The 18297-nt window shown below is 75.1% G+C and carries 17 protein-coding genes; 10 read left to right on the top strand and 7 right to left on the bottom strand.

Features of this window, described 5'->3' with window-relative positions:
* Positions 1 to 117: 117 nt before the first annotated feature.
* The 5 genes from ACIRG9_RS15430 to ACIRG9_RS15410 all read left to right on the top strand — a co-directional run bounded on the left by ACIRG9_RS15430 (position 118) and on the right by ACIRG9_RS15410 (position 8377).
* On the top strand, positions 118 to 1695 hold the full coding sequence (locus ACIRG9_RS15430) for a DHA2 family efflux MFS transporter permease subunit (protein WP_402855435.1): 1578 nt from the start codon (positions 118 to 120) through the stop codon (positions 1693 to 1695).
* Positions 1696 to 2072: 377 nt separating this feature from the next.
* Complete coding sequence (locus ACIRG9_RS15425) at positions 2073 to 3167, top strand: hypothetical protein (RefSeq protein ID WP_402855432.1); 1095 nt, start codon at positions 2073 to 2075, stop codon at positions 3165 to 3167.
* A gap of 143 nt (positions 3168 to 3310) precedes the next feature.
* Positions 3311 to 6475 carry a BTAD domain-containing putative transcriptional regulator gene (locus tag ACIRG9_RS15420; protein WP_402855429.1) on the top strand — a complete coding sequence of 1055 codons (3165 nt, stop codon included), beginning with the start codon at positions 3311 to 3313 and terminating at the stop codon, positions 6473 to 6475.
* A 67-nt stretch (positions 6476 to 6542) separates the two neighbouring features.
* Complete coding sequence (locus ACIRG9_RS15415; RefSeq protein WP_402855426.1) at positions 6543 to 7523, top strand: ATP-binding cassette domain-containing protein; 981 nt, start codon at positions 6543 to 6545, stop codon at positions 7521 to 7523.
* 98 nt (positions 7524 to 7621) lie between these two features.
* Complete coding sequence (locus ACIRG9_RS15410) at positions 7622 to 8377, top strand: ABC transporter permease (protein WP_402856069.1); 756 nt, start codon at positions 7622 to 7624, stop codon at positions 8375 to 8377.
* Between the two features lie 136 nt (positions 8378 to 8513).
* Here ACIRG9_RS15410 and ACIRG9_RS15405 read toward each other — a convergent pair whose 3' ends face one another.
* Positions 8514 to 8996, bottom strand: coding sequence for an SRPBCC domain-containing protein (locus tag ACIRG9_RS15405; protein ID WP_402855424.1), 483 nt, complete (start codon positions 8994 to 8996; stop codon positions 8514 to 8516).
* Entirely contained in the window at positions 8993 to 9328 is a 336-nt protein-coding gene (locus tag ACIRG9_RS15400) for an ArsR/SmtB family transcription factor (protein WP_402855421.1), read from the bottom strand. The genes ACIRG9_RS15405 and ACIRG9_RS15400 overlap by 4 nt, the downstream gene beginning before the upstream one ends.
* Positions 9329 to 9604: 276 nt before the next feature.
* Between ACIRG9_RS15400 and mptB the strand changes: the two genes are divergently transcribed.
* From mptB to ACIRG9_RS15380, 4 genes are all read left to right on the top strand, one after another.
* Positions 9605 to 11125: a polyprenol phosphomannose-dependent alpha 1,6 mannosyltransferase MptB gene (mptB, locus tag ACIRG9_RS15395; RefSeq protein WP_402856066.1), complete on the top strand. Its 1521-nt coding sequence runs from the start codon at positions 9605 to 9607 to the stop codon at positions 11123 to 11125.
* A gap of 116 nt (positions 11126 to 11241) precedes the next feature.
* The gene (locus tag ACIRG9_RS15390; protein ID WP_402855418.1) at positions 11242 to 11688 is read left to right on the top strand and encodes a phage holin family protein; all 447 of its coding nucleotides are present in this window, start codon (positions 11242 to 11244) and stop codon (positions 11686 to 11688) included.
* Positions 11689 to 11775: 87 nt separating this feature from the next.
* Positions 11776 to 12210, top strand: coding sequence for a ChaB family protein (locus tag ACIRG9_RS15385; RefSeq protein WP_402855415.1), 435 nt, complete (start codon positions 11776 to 11778; stop codon positions 12208 to 12210).
* Between the two features lie 132 nt (positions 12211 to 12342).
* Positions 12343 to 12525 (top strand): hypothetical protein, encoded by a 183-nt coding sequence (locus ACIRG9_RS15380; protein WP_402855413.1) that lies wholly within the window; start codon positions 12343 to 12345, stop codon positions 12523 to 12525.
* 77 nt (positions 12526 to 12602) lie between these two features.
* Here ACIRG9_RS15380 and ACIRG9_RS15375 read toward each other — a convergent pair whose 3' ends face one another.
* From ACIRG9_RS15375 to ccsA, 5 genes are read right to left on the bottom strand one after another with little or no spacing between them, the layout of a single operon-like run.
* Positions 12603 to 13529, bottom strand: a complete 927-nt coding sequence (locus tag ACIRG9_RS15375; RefSeq protein WP_402855410.1) for a cytochrome c-type biogenesis protein CcmH — start codon at positions 13527 to 13529, stop codon at positions 12603 to 12605.
* On the bottom strand, positions 13490 to 14053 hold the full coding sequence (locus tag ACIRG9_RS15370) for a TlpA family protein disulfide reductase (protein WP_402855408.1): 564 nt from the start codon (positions 14051 to 14053) through the stop codon (positions 13490 to 13492). Before ACIRG9_RS15370 ends, ACIRG9_RS15375 begins: the two co-directional genes overlap by 40 nt.
* A complete protein-coding gene (locus tag ACIRG9_RS15365; protein ID WP_402855405.1) occupies positions 14050 to 15981 on the bottom strand; it encodes a heme lyase CcmF/NrfE family subunit in 1932 nt (643 codons plus the stop codon). The genes ACIRG9_RS15370 and ACIRG9_RS15365 overlap by 4 nt, the downstream gene beginning before the upstream one ends.
* Complete coding sequence (locus tag ACIRG9_RS15360) at positions 15971 to 16381, bottom strand: cytochrome c maturation protein CcmE (protein WP_402855403.1); 411 nt, start codon at positions 16379 to 16381, stop codon at positions 15971 to 15973. The genes ACIRG9_RS15365 and ACIRG9_RS15360 overlap by 11 nt, the downstream gene beginning before the upstream one ends.
* Positions 16378 to 17136: a cytochrome c biogenesis protein CcsA gene (gene ccsA, locus ACIRG9_RS15355; protein WP_402855400.1), complete on the bottom strand. Its 759-nt coding sequence runs from the start codon at positions 17134 to 17136 to the stop codon at positions 16378 to 16380. The genes ACIRG9_RS15360 and ccsA overlap by 4 nt, the downstream gene beginning before the upstream one ends.
* 137 nt (positions 17137 to 17273) lie before the next feature.
* Between ccsA and coxB the strand changes: the two genes are divergently transcribed.
* Positions 17274 to 18296 (top strand): cytochrome c oxidase subunit II, encoded by a 1023-nt coding sequence (gene coxB, locus ACIRG9_RS15350; protein ID WP_402855397.1) that lies wholly within the window; start codon positions 17274 to 17276, stop codon positions 18294 to 18296.
* The last annotated feature ends 1 nt before the right edge of the window (position 18297 follow it).

Genomic DNA, 18297 nt, shown 5'->3' with positions numbered 1-18297 from the left:
GTCGGTGGCGGTCGGTAGGCTGCCCTGCGGAGTCGCCCCCTGCCGCACGCGACATCCCACGCGGACCCGCGTGGTGCCCCCGCCGCCCCGCAATCAACCGGATTCAGGAGACCTTTTGTGACCCAGCAACCTGTCGCGACTTCGAACAAACTCGACGCCGCGGTGCTCAAGGTGGCGGGCGTCGTCGTGCTCGGCGCGATCATGTCGATCCTCGACGTGACGGTCGTCAGCGTCGCGATACCGACGTTCATGCGGGAGTTCGACGCGTCCTACGCCCGCGTCGCATGGACCATGACCGGCTACACGCTCGCCCTGGCCACGGTGATCCCGCTCAGCGGGTGGGCCGCGGACCGGTTCGGCACCAAGCGCCTCTACATGACCGCCCTGGCACTGTTCACCATCGGCTCCGGGCTGTGCGCCACCGCCGACACGATCGGCGAGCTGATCTCCTACCGCGTCCTGCAGGGTCTCGGCGGCGGCATGCTCATGCCCTTGGGCATGACGATCATGACCCGGGCGGCCGGCCCGCACCGGATCGGCCGGCTCATGGCGGTCCTCGGCATCCCGATGCTGCTCGGCCCGATCGGCGGCCCGATCCTCGGCGGCTGGCTGATCGACACCGCGAGCTGGCACTGGATCTTCCTGATCAACCTGCCGATCGGCGCCATCGCGCTCGTGTACGCGCAGCTGGCGCTGCCGAAGGACAACCCCGAGCCGTCGGAGTCGTTCGACTTCCTCGGCATGCTGATGCTCTCGCCCGGACTCGCCCTGTTCCTCTACGGCGTCTCGTCGCTGCCCGAGGCCGGCACGATCGCCGAGACCAAGGTGTGGCTGCCCGGGCTGGTCGGCGCCGTGCTCGTGGTGGCCTTCGTCCTCTACTCGTTCCGGCCCCGGCACCCCCTGGTCGACCTGCGGCTGTTCGCCAACCGCAACCTGACCATCGCGACGGTCACCCTGGTCGTGTTCATCGTCGCGTTCATGGGCGCCGGCCTGCTGTTCCCGAGCTACTTCCTGCAGGTCCGGGGCGAGTCGACGCTGACCGCGGGCCTGCTGATGGCCCCGCAGGGCATCGGCGCGATGCTCACCATGCCGATCGCCGGGATGCTCGCCGACCGGGTCCCGGTCGGCCGCACGGTGCCGTTCGCGCTGCTGTTCATCGCCGCCGGCTTCTTCACCTTCACCCAGCTCGACGCGGACACCTCGTACTGGCTGCTCTGCGGCTCGCTGTTCGTGATGGGTCTGGGCATGGGCGCCACGATGATGCCGATCATGACGTCGGCGCTCAAGACCCTGAACGCCCAGGAGGTGGCCCGCGGCTCCACGCTGGTCAACATCCTCCAGCAGATCGGCGGTTCGGTCGGCGCCGCGGTGATGTCGGTGCTCCTCACCAGCGAGCTGAACGGCTCCCGGCCGATCCCCGGCCTGACGGATCCGAGCGGCAAGGAGGTCACCCAGGCGGGGCTGGCCATCGCCGCGCAGCAGGAACCGGAGCTGCTCAAGCAGTTCCCGGTGCCGCCAGAGCTCATCGAGCGTGGCCTCGACTTCGCGGCCAGCTCCTTCGCCTCGGTGTTCTGGGTGGCGTTCGTGCTGGTGCTGCTCACCTTCATCCCGGCCGCGCTCCTGCCCCGCCGGCGCCAGCCGCAGCTCGACGGCCAGCAGCCGGAACAGCCGGCGACCCCCGTCGGCATCCACTGAGTCACCGGTCGGACCGCCGGGCATCGCCCCGGCGGCCCGACGTTCGACCCGGACAACCGGCCCGGGGGCGGTGATCGTCTGATCGCCGCCCCCGGCCGCGTCCGTGCCCGGGGCCGGTCCACCCTGGCGGGACGCCGGCAGCCTCGGCCCCGCCCGGCCCGCGCACCCTGGCTCGCCATCCGCGCCCGCGCCCACACCTCTCGGCGCTAAAGTGACGGAACCCCCACCGCCCCGGGTCAATTCGGGCCCGGACGCACCGGCCGGCGGCCGGCCAGGTCCGAGAGGGAGCCCGATGGCACGGAGGCGGTCGTGACGACAGCCGCGCGCCGGCAGCATCCGTCCCGGCGGGGCCGGCGACCGGTGCCGCGGATCGTCTGATGCGGTGGATCTCGGGGCTGGCCGGCTTGGCCGTCCTGGTGATCACCCTGGGTAGCGTCCTGCGCAACCTGGTGGTGCCGCGCGGGCTGGGTTCGGCGCTGGTACGGTCGCTCTGGCGACTGACCCGCTGGCTGCTGCGCCACGCCGCGGCGCCGCTGCGTGGCTACGAGGCACGCGACCGGTTCCTCGCCTGGTTGGCGCCGATCGTGCTGATCGCGATGCTGTGGTCCTGGCTGATCGGGCTGCTGGCCGGGTACGGGCTGCTCATGCACGCCTTCTCCGGGCTGTCCTGGCCGGACTCCTTCCGCGAGGCCGGCTCCAGCCTGTTCACCCTCGGCTTCGCGTCCAACGCCCGCAGCCAGCTCAACGCGCTGGACTTCGTCGCCGCCGCGAGCGGACCGGTGGTCATCGCGCTGCAGATCGCCTACCTGCCGACGCTCTACGGTGCCTACAACCGACGCGAACTGGAGGTGACGCTGCTGGAGTCCCGCGTCTCGCAGCCCGCCTGGGGACCCGAACTGCTGGCCCGGCAGGCCCTCGTCGGCACCGTCGACGAACTGCAGGGGCTGTACGAGGACTGGGAGCGGCTGGCCGCGGACGTCGGCGAGACCCACACCAACTATCCGGTGCTGCTCGCGTTCCGCTCGCCGCGCCCGTACCGGAGCTGGGTCGTCGCCCTGATCGCGGTGATGGACGCCGCCGCGATGCACATCTCGCTGTCCCCGACGGCGGCGACCGTACCCGCCGCGCGGCTGATGCTGCGTTCGGGCTTCACCGCGTTGCGCGACATCGCCCGGGTCGTGGGCATCCCGTTCGATCCCGATCCCCGGCCGGACGGCCCGCTGCGGCTCACCTTCGAGGAGTACGCCGAGGCGGTGGCCCACGTGCAGCGGGCCGGCTTCGCCCTGGAACGGTCGGTGGAGGAGTCGTGGCCGCAATTTCGTGGCTGGCGGGTCAACTACGAGGACATCGGCCACGCGCTGGCCCACAGCACCGACGCGGTGCCGGCGCTGTGGAGCGGCGACCGGGACTTCCCCAGCACGCCCCTGGCACCCCGCCGGCCGACCGACCGCCGGCCGCCGCCGGCGCGATGATCGGTGACCCCGCCGACCGGCACACCAGCCCGGCAGGTTGATGCCCTGCCGGCACTGCCCTGACCCCGCGCCGGCACCTCGGCGACGCGCGGTCCCGGTCGTGGGGCACGGGCGCCCGGACGGGTTGGGTCACAATCGACGCCATGCGGTTCGGCATCCTCGGCGCGACCGAGGTGTACCAGGCCGACGGGCAGCGGGTCGCCGTCGGCGGGCCGCGGCTGCGCGCCCTGCTGGTGCTGCTCCTGCTCGACGCGGGGCGGGTGGTCCCGGCCGACCGGCTGATCGAGGGCCTGTACGGCGACGAACCACCCGAGCGGGCCGCGAACGCGCTCCAGTCGCAGGTGTCGCGGCTGCGCCAGGCGCTCCCGGCCGGGCGGGCGGCTCCGGTGGAGTTCCACCCAGCGGGTTACCGGCTCGCGGTGGACCCGGAGGACGTCGACGTGCACCGCTTCACCCGCCTGGCCGGTGCCGGGCACGCCGCGCTGGCCGCCGGCGATCCGCGCCGTGCCGCCGAGTTGCTGCGCGAGGCGCTCGGGTTGTGGCGGGGCGAAGCGCTGGCGGACGTGACCGAGGCGCCGTTCGCTCCCGCCTGGGCGGCGCGGCTGCGGGAACGCCGGCTGGCGGCCCTCGAGGATCGGATCGAGGCGGAACTCGGGTCGGTCGGGGCGGGGGCCGGGCCGCGTGCCGTCGAGCCGCTGCTGACGGAGCTGCGGGAGCTGGTCGGCGCGTACCCGCTGCGGGAACGGCTGCGCGGCCAGCTGATGCGGCTGCTGCACCTCGGTGGCCGGCGGGCCGAGGCGCTGGTCGCCTACGCGGACCTCCGCCGCGTCCTCGCCGACGAACTCGGCGCCGACCCGTCCGCCGAGCTGGTCGCGCTGCACACGGCGCTGCTGCGGGACCAGGCCGCACCCCCGGCGGCGCCTGCCGGGCCGGCCGGGGACGCCCTGCCGAGCCAGCTCACCAGCTTCGTCGGCCGGGAGTCGGAGCTGAGCCGGGTCGGCGAACTGCTCGACGCGGCCCGGCTGGTCACCCTGCACGGCCCGGGCGGCGCCGGCAAGACCCGACTGGCGATCGAGGCCGCGACCCGGCACGGCGGCGAGGTCAGCCTGGTCGAGCTGGCGGCGGTGACCCCGGGAGTGGACGTGGCCGCGGCGGTGCTGGCCGCGCTCGACCTGCGGGACACCGTACTGCGCGGTCGGGGCGTTCCCGGGGACGCCACCGCCCGCCTCGTCGCGGCGCTCGCCGGCCGGAGTCTGCTGCTGGTGCTGGACAACTGCGAGCACGTGGTGGCCGACACGGCCCGGCTCGCCGCCCGGCTGCTCGGCGCCGCACCGCTGCTGCGCGTACTGGCCACCAGCCGGGAACCGCTCGGCGTGCCCGGCGAGGCACTGTGCCCGGTGGCCGGCCTGCCGGTGCCGTCCGCCGCCACCGCGCCCGAACTCGCCCGCGACTATCCGGCCGTACGGCTCTTCGCGGATCGCGCCGCCGACGTGACCCCGGGTTTCACCGTCGACACCGACACCGTCGGGCCGATCCTGCGGATCTGCCGCACGCTCGACGGCCTGCCGCTGGCCATCGAACTGGCCGCGGCACGGCTGCGGGCGCTGCCCGTCGCGGAGGTCGCCGCCCGCCTCGACGACCGGTTCCGGCTGCTGACCCGGGGCAGCCGGATCGCCCCGCCCCGGCATCAGACGCTGCGCGCCGTGGTGCGGTGGAGCTGGGACCTGCTGGACGAGGCCGAGCGGCGGCTGGCCCGCCGGCTCAGCGTGTTCGCCGGCAGCGCCGACCTGGCGGCCGTCGAGCGGGTCTGCGCGCCGCTCGACGGCGACGTCGTCGACGTGCTGTCCGGCCTGGTGGACAAATCCCTGGTGGAGGCAGCCGGCGGGCGGTTCCGGATGCTGGAGACCGTACGCGCGTTCGCGGCCGAACAGCTCGCCGAGGCGGGGGAGACCGAGCGGCTGCGCCGCGCGCACGGGGCGTACTTCCTCGACCTGGCCCGCACCGGCGACGCGTGGCTGCGCGGCCCGCAGCAGCTGGACTGGCTGCGCCGGCTGGACGCCGACCGGGACGACCTGCACGCGGCGCTGCGCCAGTCGGTCGCCGCCGCCGACACGGGCACCGCACTGCGGCTGGTCGCCGCCCTGTCGTTCTACTGGTGGCTGCGGGGCCTGCGGGGCGACGCCGCGACGATCGCCGGTCAGCTCGTCGACCGGCTCGACGGACCCCCACCCGGGCTGGCCGAGGAGTACGCGCTCTGCCTGCTGGTCGCCTCGCTGGGCGGTGCCACCCGCCGCGACGTCGAACCGGCCACGGCGACAGCGTGGCAGCTGGGCCGGCCGCCCGAGTATCCGTTCCTGCTCTACCTGTCCGGGATGGCCGCCGGTCCGCCGTCGCCGGAGCGGCGACTGCTGCTGGGCGCGCCAGACAGCTGGGGCGGGCTGTTCGGCCACGACCAGTGGACCCGGGCGCTGGGCTCCCTCGGCATCGGGCTGATGTGGCTGTTCGACGGCCGGTTCGACCGCGCCCGTGCCGAACTGATGGTCGCCCTCGACGGCTTCCGCGCCGTCGGCGAGCGGTGGGGGACCATCCTGGTGCTCACCTCGCTGACCGAGGTGTCCTACCGCGCGGGTGATGCCGCGGCGGACACCGCTCCGCTCGACGAGGCGCTGCGGTTGGCCGACGAGCTCGGCTCCACCCTCGACATGGCCGAGCTGCTGCGTACCCGGGCCGACGGGCGGCTCGGCGCCGACGACCTGGCCGGGGCGGCCGCCGACTACCGCCAAGCCGTACGGTTCGCCCAACCGGCCGGGGCGCCGGAGTTGCTGGCCGCGGCCCACCTCGGGCTCGGCGAGATCGCCCTGCGGCGCGGCGACCTGGCCCGGGCCCGGCAGCTCTGCGAGCAGGCCCTGACCGAGTGCCCCGCCGGCTGGTTCGGTGCCGAGGTGGTCCGGATGGGGGCACTGGTCACGCTCGGGCGTACGGCCGAGGCGGCGGGCGACCCGGCGACCGCCCGCCTGCGCTTCCGGCAGGTGCTCGGCGCGACCGCCGGGGCCTGGGACCCGCCGGTGCTCACCGCGGCCCTGGAGGGCCTGGCCGGGCCGGTGCTGCGGCGTGGTGCCGACGAGCGGGCCGCGGTGCTGCTCGGCGCCCTGACGGCCCTGCTGCCCGGCGCCGTGGCCGCCGCGCACGCCACGTCGGTGGCGGCGGTGGCCCGGGACCGGCTCGGCGACACCGCCTACGAGCACGCCTTCGCCCGGGGCGCCGCCATGGGCCGGCCCGAGGCGACGGCGTTGCTGGACGACTGCTGACGGCGTCGCGGCAGCGCCGTCAGCGCCCGGTGCGCGACCGGTCAGCGCCCGCGGCGACGCTGCCGACATGACCAACGAGACACCAGCCATCGTGGCCGAGGGACTGCGCAAGCGGTACGGCCGCAACCCCGCCCTCGACGGGTTCGACCTGGCGGTGCCCGCCGGCACCGTCTGCGGTCTGCTGGGGCCGAACGGCGCAGGCAAGACCACGGCCGTGCGGATCCTGGCAACCCTGCTGCGCTTCGACGCTGGCCACGCCCGGGTCGCCGGGTACGACGTGGCGCGCCAGCCGGAGCGGGTCCGCCACGCGATCGGGCTGACCGGGCAGTACGCGGCCGTCGACGAAATCCTCAGCGGCCGGCAGAACCTGGTCCTGTTCGGTCGGCTTCGCCACCTGTCGGGGCGGGTGGCCCGGCGGCGGGCCGACGAGTTGCTGGAGCAGTTCGGGCTGGCCGGCGCGGCGGACCGGTCCGCGGGCGGGTACTCCGGTGGGATGCGTCGCCGGCTCGACCTCGCCGCGAGCCTGATGACGACGCCGCGGGTGCTGTTCCTCGACGAGCCGACCGCCGGGCTGGACCCGCGTAGCCGCAACGGCCTCTGGGCGGCCGTCCGGTCGCTCGTCGCCGACGGCACCACCGTGCTGCTCACCACCCAGTACCTGGACGAGGCGGACCAGCTCGCCGACCGGATCTCGGTGATGGACACCGGCCGGGTGATCGCCGAGGGCACCCCGGCCGAGCTGAAGGCCCGCATCGGTGCGGACCGGATCGAACTGGTGCTCCGGCACGCCGCGCAGGTGCCGGCCGCGGCCGACATCGTCGAACGGGCCACGGGTGGGCCGGTGACGATCGACGCGGAGATCCGGCAGCTCAGTGCCCCCGTCGTCGACCGGGTCGCCGTCCTCGCCGACGTCATGCGGGCGCTGCGGGACGCCGCCGTGGCGGTCGAGGACGTCACCCTGCGCCGGCCGACCCTCGACGAGGCGTTCCTGTGGCTCACCCAGGGTGGGTCCGTTCGCCCGGCCGACCGGACGGAGGTGGCCGCGTGAGCGCCGCGGTGCTGCGCCCGGCGCCGGTCGATCCCGCGCCACCGGCGTCCGGCGGTCCGCTGGCCCGGCTGGGCTGGGCGGTACGGGACGGCTGGGTGATGGTCGGCCGGAACATGTGGCACGTGATCCGGTCGCCCGAGCAGATCGTCCTCTATTTCAGCCTGCCGATCATGTTCGTGCTCGTCTTCGGCTACGTGTTCGGCAGCGGGATGGCGGTGCCCGGCGACGGTAACTACCGCGAGTTCCTGCTGCCCGGGGTATTCGTGATGACGATGCTCTACGGCCTCGGCGCCACCGCGTCGGGCGTCGCCCTGGACGCCAGCCGCGGCGTGGTCGACCGGTTCCGGTCGATGCCGATGGCCCGGTCCGCCCTGCTGACCGGACGGGCGGGCGCCGACGTCGTCCGCGCGCTGCTGGAGATGGCCACCCTGATCGTCTGCGGCCTGCTCGTCGGCTGGCGATGGCGCCACGGCGTGGTCGACGCGCTGGCGGCGGTGGGCCTGATCCTCCTGCTGCGGCTGGCCCTGACCTGGGCCGGCATCCTCCTCGGGCTTGCCGTGCCGAACCCGGACACGGTCGGCGTGATCGTGTTCCCGCTCGCCTTCCCGCTCACCGCGCTCTCCAACGTCTTCGTCGCGCCGGACCTGATGCCGGACTGGCTCGGCGCGATCTCCGCGTGGAATCCGCTGTCCGCCACCGTGGCGGCGGCGCGGGAGTTGTTCGGCAACCCGGGCATCGGTGGCGAGTCGTGGGCGGCGCAGCACCCGCTGCTGTTGGCCGTCGGCTGGCCGGTGCTGCTCATCGCGTTCGTCGCGCCCCTGGCGGTCCGCCGCTACCAGCGGCTGAGCCGCTGAGGCGCTGATCCGGCCGGGTCCGAGGGGCCCGGCCGGATCGGGGCGGGTCGGCTGCACCGGTACGCCGCAGGGGTGGCCCCGCGGTCAGCGCCGACGGCGATCCGGGCACCAGCCGGCGACCGGCGAGCCGCTCGACTCAGGGGTGCAACGGCCGCCCGGTCTCCAGCAGCGTCTTCAGGTCGCTGAGGACCTCGGGCCAACCGCCGCCGGCGCTCTCGAGCTGGCCGTCGACCTGGGTCAGGGTCTGCGGCGCGTCGGCCAACTCGTGGGTCACGGTGAGCGAGCTGATGCCGTCGCCCCGTTCCTGGATCTCGTACGTCAGGCGGGTGGCGGGCTCGTCGAGCCAGGTCGCCCGCCAGGTCTGCACCAGCCGGACCGGCGGCTCGACCTCGATCACCTCGCCCTCGACCAGGACCGCCGGCATGCCGGCCTGCTGGTGCTCGGGAGTCGCGCGGGCGCGGTAGCCGCCGCCCGGACGCAGGTCGAACTCGGCGATGCCCTGGTAGCCGTAGCGCTGGGTCCACTCGGGCTTGGTGATCGCGTCCCAGATCGCCTGCGGCGTCGCCTTGATGTACACCCGGTAGACCTTGGTGGTCCCGGCGCTCGTCGTGGTGGTCACGGCTTCTCCTTCGTCTCGTCGCGTTCGAGTTCCGACTTGAGGTCCAGCAGCGCCGCGGTACGGCGCTCGGTGTACTTGTCGATCCATCGGTCGTGGATCGACCGGATCGGCACCGGGTTGAGGAAGTGCAGCTTCTCCCGGCCCTGTCGGCGGGTCACCACCAGCCCGGCGTCCGCCAGCAGGCGCAGGTGCTTCATCACGCCGAACCGGGTCATCGCCAGCCCGGACTCCAGCTCCGTCAACGTCTGGCCGTCCCGGACGAAGAGGCGGTCGAGCAGGGCGCGGCGGGTCGGATCGGCGAGCGCCTTGAACACCAGATCGTCGTCGTTCACCCCGGTCAAGATAGGTGACCAAAAGGTCACATGTCAAGGTGGCGGGTCCCGGACCGCCCTGCGGGAGCGGGCGGCGCGGCCAGGTTAGGCCGGCCGTACGCGGGGAACCCGGCGGCACGCCCGCGCGGCACCCGCCCGGGCCGCGTCGGCCGGCCGCTGAAGTCCTCCGCCGGTCACGCCTGGACGGCAGCATCCCGAGGGCCGCCGAACCGCACGCTCGCCGAAGGCCGCGAACGACGACCTCCCCGAGGTGAACTGACGGATGAATGGTTGCTGATGGTGCTGTGTGATGCTGCCGCACCGGGGCGTACGAAAGCTCCCGCCCGCGCGCCGATCCACCGCGACCGGGTGCTCGGTGCGGTCGGTTCGACCGTCATCGCGGGCGGTGGGCTGCTGGCCGGCGTGACGCCGCTCGGCGAGGTCGCAATCGATCTGCCCCTCCTGCGCGACCTGCGCGCGTTGCCGACGCTGTCGGTGTCCGTGCTCTACGCCGGCCTCGCGATGCTCCTGCTGGCCTGGTGGCGGGTCGGCGTGTCGGTCGGCGCCGACGGCGGCCCGTCCGGTCGGGAACTGGCGACGACGGCGGCGTGGTGGGCGGCGCCGTTCGCCGTCATCACCCCGATCTTCAGCGGCGACGTGCACAGCTATCTCGCCCAGGGGGCGATGACGATGGCCGGCCTGGACGCCTACCGGGACGGGCCCTCCGCCCTGGGCGGCCCGCTCACCGTCAACGTGCCCGAGATCTGGCAGCACACCCCGGCGCCGTACGGCCCGGTCTTCCTCCAACTCGCCGCCGCCGTGACCGCCCTGACCGGCGGCGGCGTCTGGGCCGGCATCATCGGGATGCGGGTGCTGGCGTTGCTGGGCGTCGGGCTGCTGGCCTGGTCGGTGCCCCGGCTCGCCCACCTGTGCGGGGTACGCCCGGCGGCCGCGCTGTGGCTGGGCGTGCTCAACCCCCTCGTGCTGCTGCACCTGGTCGGCGACGCCCACAACGAGGCGGTCATGTTGGGCCTGATGTGCCTCGGCCTGCTCCTGGCGCTTCGACGCCGGCCCGTGGTCGGCATCGTGCTGATCACACTCGCCGCTCTGGTCAAGGCGCCAGCGGTGGTGGCGCTCGCGTTCGTCGTCCCCGTCTGGGCGCGGCACCTCGCCGGCCGGTACGGGCGGCTCAGAGCGGCCCAGCGCATCGTCCTCGTCGCCGCTGTCACCAGCCTGATCGTCACGGCCGCGACGAGAAGCGGATTCGGCTGGGTACGCGCCCTGGGCACGCCCACCCACGCGCACACCTGGATGTCGATCACCACGGACCTCGGTTGGGCGGCCGGAAGCCTGCTGCACCGGCTCAACGGCCTCGCGATCGAGCACACCATCAATGCCTTCTGGCTGGCCGGACTCGCCCTCGCGGCCGGGGCCAACCTGTTCCTGTGGCGGCGCGTCGATCGGATCGGGCCGGTGGCCGCGCTCGGGCTGGGGCTGGCCGTGGTGGTGCTCGCCGGACCGGTGGTGCACCCGTGGTATCTGCTCTGGGCGGTCGTACCCCTCGCCGCGGCCGCCCGGGGTGCCGGGACACGTCGGGTGGTGGCCATCGGCTCGGTCGTCCTCGTCCTCCTGGTGCTGCCCGGTGGCGTCCAGCCCGGCCTGCCCGCGGCGCTCGGTGCGGTGCTGGGGTCGTCGGCGGTGCTGGTGGCCAGCGTGGCGGCCAGGCGTCGGTCCCGGCAGCGGGGGTGGGCCCGGCCGGCGGACGAGCCGGTCCCGGCCGGCGGACCGACCGAGGTGCACGTCCGGCCCACCGTCTGAGCCGGCCGAACGGGGACGGTCGGTGGCGCGGATGACCGCCGGGCCCCGACCGGCAGGCATGCCCCGGCCGCTTCGGGGTAGCCACCCCGGAACGGGACAGGGAGGTGGAGGCACCGATGGGTGACGCCGTCGCGAATCAGCCCGCCGGGCCCGGGCGACCGGCCAGCCCGGCCGACCGGCTGGCCGAGGACGTGGCCGACGTGGTCCGGGCTGAGGTGCGCGCGGTCCGCGGCCAACTGGCCGATGCCGCCCGACCCGCCGGGTTGGGCTTCGTCCTGCTCGCCGCCGCCGGCGGCTGTCTGGTGCTCGGCGCGGGGGCCGCCTCGACGACCGTGCTGCGGATGTTGGAGACGTTCCTGCCGCGCCGGCTGGCCGCGGCCGGGCTCACCGGCGGCTACCTGGCGGTCGCGGTGGTGCTGGGCCGGCTGGGGCTGAACCGGTTGCGGGCGGCGGGCGGCAGTTCCGCCCGGCTGGCCGACGAGGTCCACGACACCGTCTCCGCCACCGCCGGACGGGTGGTGCCGGCCGGTTCCACCGCCGTCCGGGACGCGCTCGGACGCTGAGCGGCGAGTCCGATCCGGTCCCGCCGACCGGCGGACGCCGCCGCCCATGACGACCATCGTTGCCGCCGCCGGAGAGGGCGCCACGAAATGACGGACAAGCACAGGCAGGCCGAGGAGATGCGGGACGAGGTGCCGTCGACCGTCGCGCGGTCGGACGACAAGGCGGTCCGCACCTACAAGAAGACGCTGGAAGCCGCGGAGGAGACGTACGGCGACGGCGAGCGGGCGCACCGCACCGCGTACGCGTCGCTCAAGCACACCCACGAGAAGGTGGGGGACCACTGGGAACCCAAGGAGCATCGGGGGCCGTCCGATCCGCAGGCGGCCCAGGGTGCCCCGGCGTCCCAGCGGCAGCCGCGACCCACCGCGCAGGGTGTGGACGCCAACGCCAGCAAGGGGCACCTCGACCAGGTGGCCCGCCGGGTCGGTATCGACAACCCGCAGGAGCTGGGCCGGGACGAGCTGGTCCGGGCGATCGAGAAGGCCAACGCCCGGGCCACCGCTCGGGCGCGGAAGCGGTGACGGCCACCGGACGACGCCAGGTGGGTGGGCCGCCGGGCGTCACCAGGCAGTCGAGGCCAGGAGGAGCGGGGGCTGTTTGCGCCCCGGGCCTGCCGGGTACCGGGGGCGAACGGACGAGGAAGGCGGCGGGCGATGAGGACGGATCGGCTCAGTGACCTGGTGGTCGGCGCGGCCGGCAACGTCGCCGGGGCGGTCGTCGACCCCCGGCAGGGGTTCAGCAAGCTCCGGTCGGCGGTCAGCGTCCGTACGGTCATCACCGTCGCGGCGGGTCTGGTCGTCGGTTTCCTGCTGGCCCGGGCCGGCCGGCGCGGGTGATCGTGATGGGTGAGCGACGGTGGCCGTGGCTTGGTCGCGGGCGCGGGTGACCGTCCGGCGGCGAAGGCGGCGCGCGTTCAGGAGCCGGCCGACAACAGCCGGCTGATCTCCGGTGCGGCCGGGTGCTCCGGAGCGACGGCCAGGAACCGGCGCAGCGTCCCGGTCGCCTGCGCCGATTTCGCGCCGCGCTGTGCCAGCCCCAGCACGAGCAGGCCGTCCGGCGAGTCCGGGGTCCGGGCGAGGACCTCCCGCGCCGTCTGCTCGGCCGCGCCGGCGTCGCCGGCCCGCAGCAGGGCGAAGGCCAGCCGGAGCCGGATCGTGTCGTCCGCCCGGTCCCGCAGCGCCTCCCGGTAGAGCTGGGCCGCGGCCGCGTACCGGTCCTGGCTCTCCAGGTCGCGGGCCAGTTGCACGGTCACCGCGACCGGGTCGGCCGGGGGCTGCTCCGGCGGCCGGTCCAGGCGGTCGGCGGTGACCGCGACCGCGACCACGAGGGACACCAGCCCGGCCGCCCCCGCCCACCACACCCGGTGAGCGGCCCGGCCACCCGGCGACCGCCGTACCGAGACGGCGCGGGCCGGGGCCCGGCGAGGGCGCAGCGTACGCAGGGCGGCGTAGCCGGCCCCCACGAGGGTCAGCGCGGGCACGGCCCACAGCAGCACCGTCGCGCCGTGGGCGGGTGGTTCGGTCAGCACCTCCGGCCCGTACCGCTGGACGAACCATCGGCGGACCTCGGTGGGGTTCCGGCCCTGGGCGAGCTGGTCGGCCACCACCTCTCGCATCGCCGCCGCGATCGGCGACCGGGAGTCGGCCACCGACTCGCCCTGGCAGGCCGGGCAGCGCAGCCCGGCGGCAACCTCGCGTACCCGGTCCGCGCCGCCGGTGCCGCCGGCCGACCGCAGCAGTCCCACCGCGGCGCCGGTGACCAGTGCGGTGAGCACCAGTGCGCCCAGCGCCGCCCGCCACCTCATCCGGACAGCAGCGGCGCCACCCGCTGCTCCAGCCACGCCTGCGTCACCACGCCCCGCTGCCGCTCGACGATCCGGCCGTCCCGGTCCACCAGGAACGTCTCCGGCACACCCCGTACGCCCCAGTCGACCGAACGGGTGCCGTCCGGGTCGGGCAGCACGGTCAGCCCGGTCGCGCCGGTCTCCTCGAGCAGGGACCGGACCGCCGCGTCGCCGTCCCGGACGTTCAGCCCGACCAGGCGCAGCCCGTGCGGTGACCACCGGCGTTCGGCGTCGACCAGCAGCGGCAGTTCGTCGCGGCAGGGGCCGCACCAGGAGGCGAAGACGTTGACCAGCACCACCTGCCCCCGGGCGGTGGCCAGGTCGAACCGCCCACCGTCCAGGGTGGCGCCGGACAGCGCGGGGGCGGGTGCCGGTGTCGACGCGCCGCTGTCCGTGCCTGCCGGGGTGTCCGGGGCGCGCAGGCCGAGGGCGGCCAGCGTGCCGACGGCGACGGTGACCGCGAGTACCATCGCCGGTCCGGGACGCAGCCCGGCCGGTAGCCGCAGCAGCCGGCGACTCATCCGTCGGCTCCCGTCCCGGCCGCCACGGGTGCCGGCCGCCCGCCGCCGACCGGTCCGGGTGGCCGCCGCCGGGCGCGGGCGGAGCCGACCGCCGCGACGAGCCCGCCGGCGGTGGTCAGCGCCCCACCGGCCCAGAGCAGTCCGACGAGCGGGTTCACCGCCAGCCGTACGGTCGCGTTGCCGCTGTCCGCGGCGACCGCGATCAGGGTGACGTAGGTGTCCCGCAGCGGCCCGGTGTCGATCGCCGGGACGGTCACCGTGGCGTCCCGGGCGGGGTGGTATCGCAGGGCCGGGGTGACGGTCCGCTGCGTGCCGTCCGCCTCGGTGAGCCGGAGCCGGGCGCGTACGCTCATGCCACCGCCGGCTGCGGCCCGGTCCACCCCGTCCAGCCGTACGCTCACGCCGGCCACCCGCAGGCTCTCCCCGGTGCGGACGGTTCCCTCGATGTCCCTGCCGTACGCCGAGGAGCCGGCGACGCCCACCGCGACCAGGGCGATCCCCGCGTGGGCGACGAGCCCGGCGAGGCCGATCACCCGGTTGCCGGCCCGCAGCCGGTCGACCAGTTGTCCGGCCTGTCCGGCGAGCACGAAGGCCGCCGCGCCGAACGCGGTGAGCGCCGGCAGCCCGGGTCGGCTGAGCAGGCCCACCACCGCCACCGTGGCCAGCGCGGCGCTGGCCGGTACGGCGAGCCAGCGCAGTCCCCGCGTCCGATCGCGCAGCGCGGGAGCCACCCCGGCGAGCAGCAGCAGCACGATCGCCAGCGGTACCGCCGTGCGCTGGTAGTAGGCGGGGCCGACGGCGGCGCGTACCCCGCCGAGCGGCACGGAGAGCAGCGGGAAGACGGTGCCGATCAGCACCACCGCCGCGATGGTCACCAGCAGCACCCCGTTGACCAGCACGGCCGTCGGCCGGGACAGCACCGGGGCGCCGCGGCGGGCTGGCCGGGCGGCCCGCCGTCCGGTCGCCACGGTGGACACCACGACGGCCAGCAGCACGAAGCCGAGCAGCATCGGGCCCAGCGGCGAGTCGGTGAAGGCGTGCACGCTGGCCACCGCGCCGGAGCGGGTGAGGAAGGTGCCGAGCAGCACCAGGATGAAGCTCGCGGTGGCCAGCGTGGTGTTCCACGCGGCGCGGCCGGCGGCCCGTCCGAGGGCGGTGTGCAGGAACGCGGTGGCGGTCAGCCACGGCAGCAGGGAGGCGTTCTCCACCGGGTCCCAGGCCCAGTAGCCGCCCCAGCCCAGCACCGCGTACGACCACCAGGCGCCCAGCCCGATCCCGGCGGTCAGCGCGGCCCAGGCCGCCAGCGCCCAGGGGCGGGCCAGCCGGAGCCAGCCGCGGCCCTCCGACCCGGCCAGCGGGGCGGCGAGCGCGAGGGCGAACGGCACGACCAGGCCGAGGTATCCGGCGTAGAGCAGGGGTGGGTGCACCCCCATCGCGGGATGTTGCTGGAGCAGCGGGTTCGGCCCGGGGCCGTCGGCGGGCACCGGGTCGACCGCCCGGAACGGGTTCGCCGCGAACCGGGACAGCGCGAAGAAGAACATGGTCACCGCGCTGACCGTCACCATCGCGTACGCGTGCAGCCGGGGCGGGTACCGCCGCCGGGCCAGCAGTGCCGCGTAGCCGCCGAGGACCAGCAGCCAGAGCAGCAGGGAGCCGTCCAGTGCCGACCACAGGCTGGTCACCGCGTAGTACGGCGGCACGTCGAGGCCGCCGTTCTCGGCCACGAACCGGACGCTGAAGTCGTGCCGGAGCAGTGCCGTCTCCAGCACCGCGCAGGCGGTCGCGGCCGCCCCCAGGGTCGCCGCGGCGCCGAGGCGGGCCGGCCGGGCGGGGGCGTTGAACAGCGCCACCCGCAGCCAGAGCAGGGCGGTCAGGGTGGCGCAGGCCAGGCCGGCGGCGAGGCTGGCGGTGCCGAGGTCACCGAGCATCGACCGGTCCCGTCGGGGCGGTGGACGCGCGGTACTCGTTGCCGTGCCGGACCACCACGTGGTCGGAGTGGAACACGCCGTCGGTCGCCAGGGTGCCCTCGACGACCGCTTCCTCGCCCTCGCGGAACGTCTCGGGTGGCACGCCGCGCTGCCGCACGGTGATCTCGTGGCCGCCCTCGGCGAGCCGGAACACCACCAGGTCGCCGTCGCGGCGCAGCGACCCGGGCACCACGTCACCGCCGAGGCGGATCCGCTCTCCGGCGGCGGCCGGGTCGTCGAGCACCTCCGCGGGGGTGCGGTAGTAGGTCAGGGTGTCCCGCAGCGCGCCGGCGACCAGCAGCCCGCCGGCGACGAGCAGCACGGCGACGAGGGCGACCCGGCCCGACCGGCGACGGATCATCCGATCCGGGCCAGCGGGCGTTCGGCGACGGGCGAGACGTCGGCGGTCAGCCGCCGCTCCAGCCGGACCACCCGGTGCAGCACGACGCAGAACGCGACGAGGGTGGCGGCGGCCACGGCGAGCAGCAGGGCGACACCCATCCGCGCGTCGATCGGCGGACGCTGCGGGGCGAGCACGGTCGCCTGCTGGTGCAGCGAGCGCCACCAGATCACGGAGAAGTGCACCACCGGGACCAGCAGGAAGCCGCCGACGCCCACCACCGCCGCCGGGCGCGCGACCCGGTGGTCACCGCCGTCGGGCGCCCCGGTCCGCTCGCTCACCGCCCGGCGCAGGGCCAGATAACCGGCGTACGCGAGCAGCAGCAGGGCCGTGCTGACCAGCCGGGGGTCCCACGCCCACCAGGTGCCCCAGACCAGGTGCCCCCAGATCGACCCGGTGCCGATGGCGACGGCCGTGAGCACCACGCCGACCTCCGCGGCGGCCCGGGCGATCCGGTCCCAGCGCAGGTCCCTCCCGATCAGGTACGCGCCGCCGGCGGCCAGCACGACGGCGAACGCGGCGTACGCCACCCAGGCGGCGGGGACGTGCAGGTACATGAGCCGTTGTGCCTGGCCCTGCACCGCGTCCGGGGGCGCCAGCCAGCCGCCGGCCACTACCGCGGCGGCGCTCAGCCCGCCGGCGAGCCAGGCCGCCGTGCGACGTGCGGCGGCCGCTCGGGCGGTGTCCGCGACCAGGTCCACCGTGGAGGATCGCATGATCTCCCTGTCCGCGCCCGGGGGCGCTTGCCGGAGGGGCAGGACTGCGGAGTCCACCATAAGGCGCGAAGCGCTCCTTAATCCCAAATCGTCGTAAACGGTATGTAAGTGGGCATGCCGGTCTACTGTCCGTTCCGATGGAGACGACAGTGCAGACGACCTCGCGTGCGGTCCGGTGGCGTCCACGCCCGGTCGTCAGCGCGTTGTTCGGCCTGTGCCTGCTCACCGGCTGCGCCGGCGACTCGCCGTCGGCGCTGAACCCCGGCGGCGCCGGGGCGAGCCGGGTCGCGGGCCTGTGGTGGCTGTTGTTCTGGATCTCCATGGCCGTGTTCGTCGAGGTCATGGCGCTGCTGGCCTGGGCTCTGGTGTTCCGGCGGGGCAACGTGCGGGTACGCCACGGGCAACCGCTGCGCTTCGTCACGATCGCCGGGGCCGCGATCCCGTTCGTCATCCTCGTCGCCGTCTACGGTGCGGGCCTGCACGACCTCGCCGCGCTCGGTGCGGCACCCGACCGGGATGCGCCCACCGTCGAGGTGACCGGCCACACCTGGTGGTGGGAGGTCCGCTACGCGGGCGCGTCCGGCGTCACCGCCAACGAGATCCACATCCCGGTGGGGGAGCGGGTACGGGTGCGGCTGCGCACCGACGACGTGCTGCACAGCTTCTGGGTGCCGCAGCTGATGCCGAAGACCGACCTGATCGCCGGCGAGACACGGGAGACCTGGCTGCAGGCGGAGCGGGCCGGCAGCTATCGCGGCCAGTGCGCCGAATACTGCGGCACCCAGCACGCCCACATGGCATTCCTCGTCGTCGCGCAGCCCCGCGCCGAGTTCGACGCCTGGCTGACCCGCCTGAACGCCCCGGCCCGGCAGCCGCAGACCGACGCCGAGCGCCGCGGCGAGCAGGCCTTCGTCCAGGGCACCTGCGCCGCCTGCCACAGCATCCGCGGCACCGGCGCGCAGGGGACGGTCGGCCCGGACCTGTCGAACGTCGGCTCCCGGTGGAGCATCGGCGCGGGGGCGGTGCCCAACGACGCCGGTCACCTGGGCGGCTGGATCGCCAACTCGCAGACGGTCAAGCCGGGCAACGCCATGCCGCCGCAGCCGGTCGAGGCGGCCCGACTGCCCGACCTCATCGCCTATCTACGGTCGCTGGAGTAGG

Source organism: Micromonospora sp. NPDC093277 (assembly GCF_044765245.1).
Taxonomy (GTDB): domain Bacteria; phylum Actinomycetota; class Actinomycetes; order Mycobacteriales; family Micromonosporaceae; genus Micromonospora.
The sequence above is the reverse complement of the archived record's forward strand: the minus strand, read 5'-3'. Positions and strand labels throughout refer to the sequence as shown.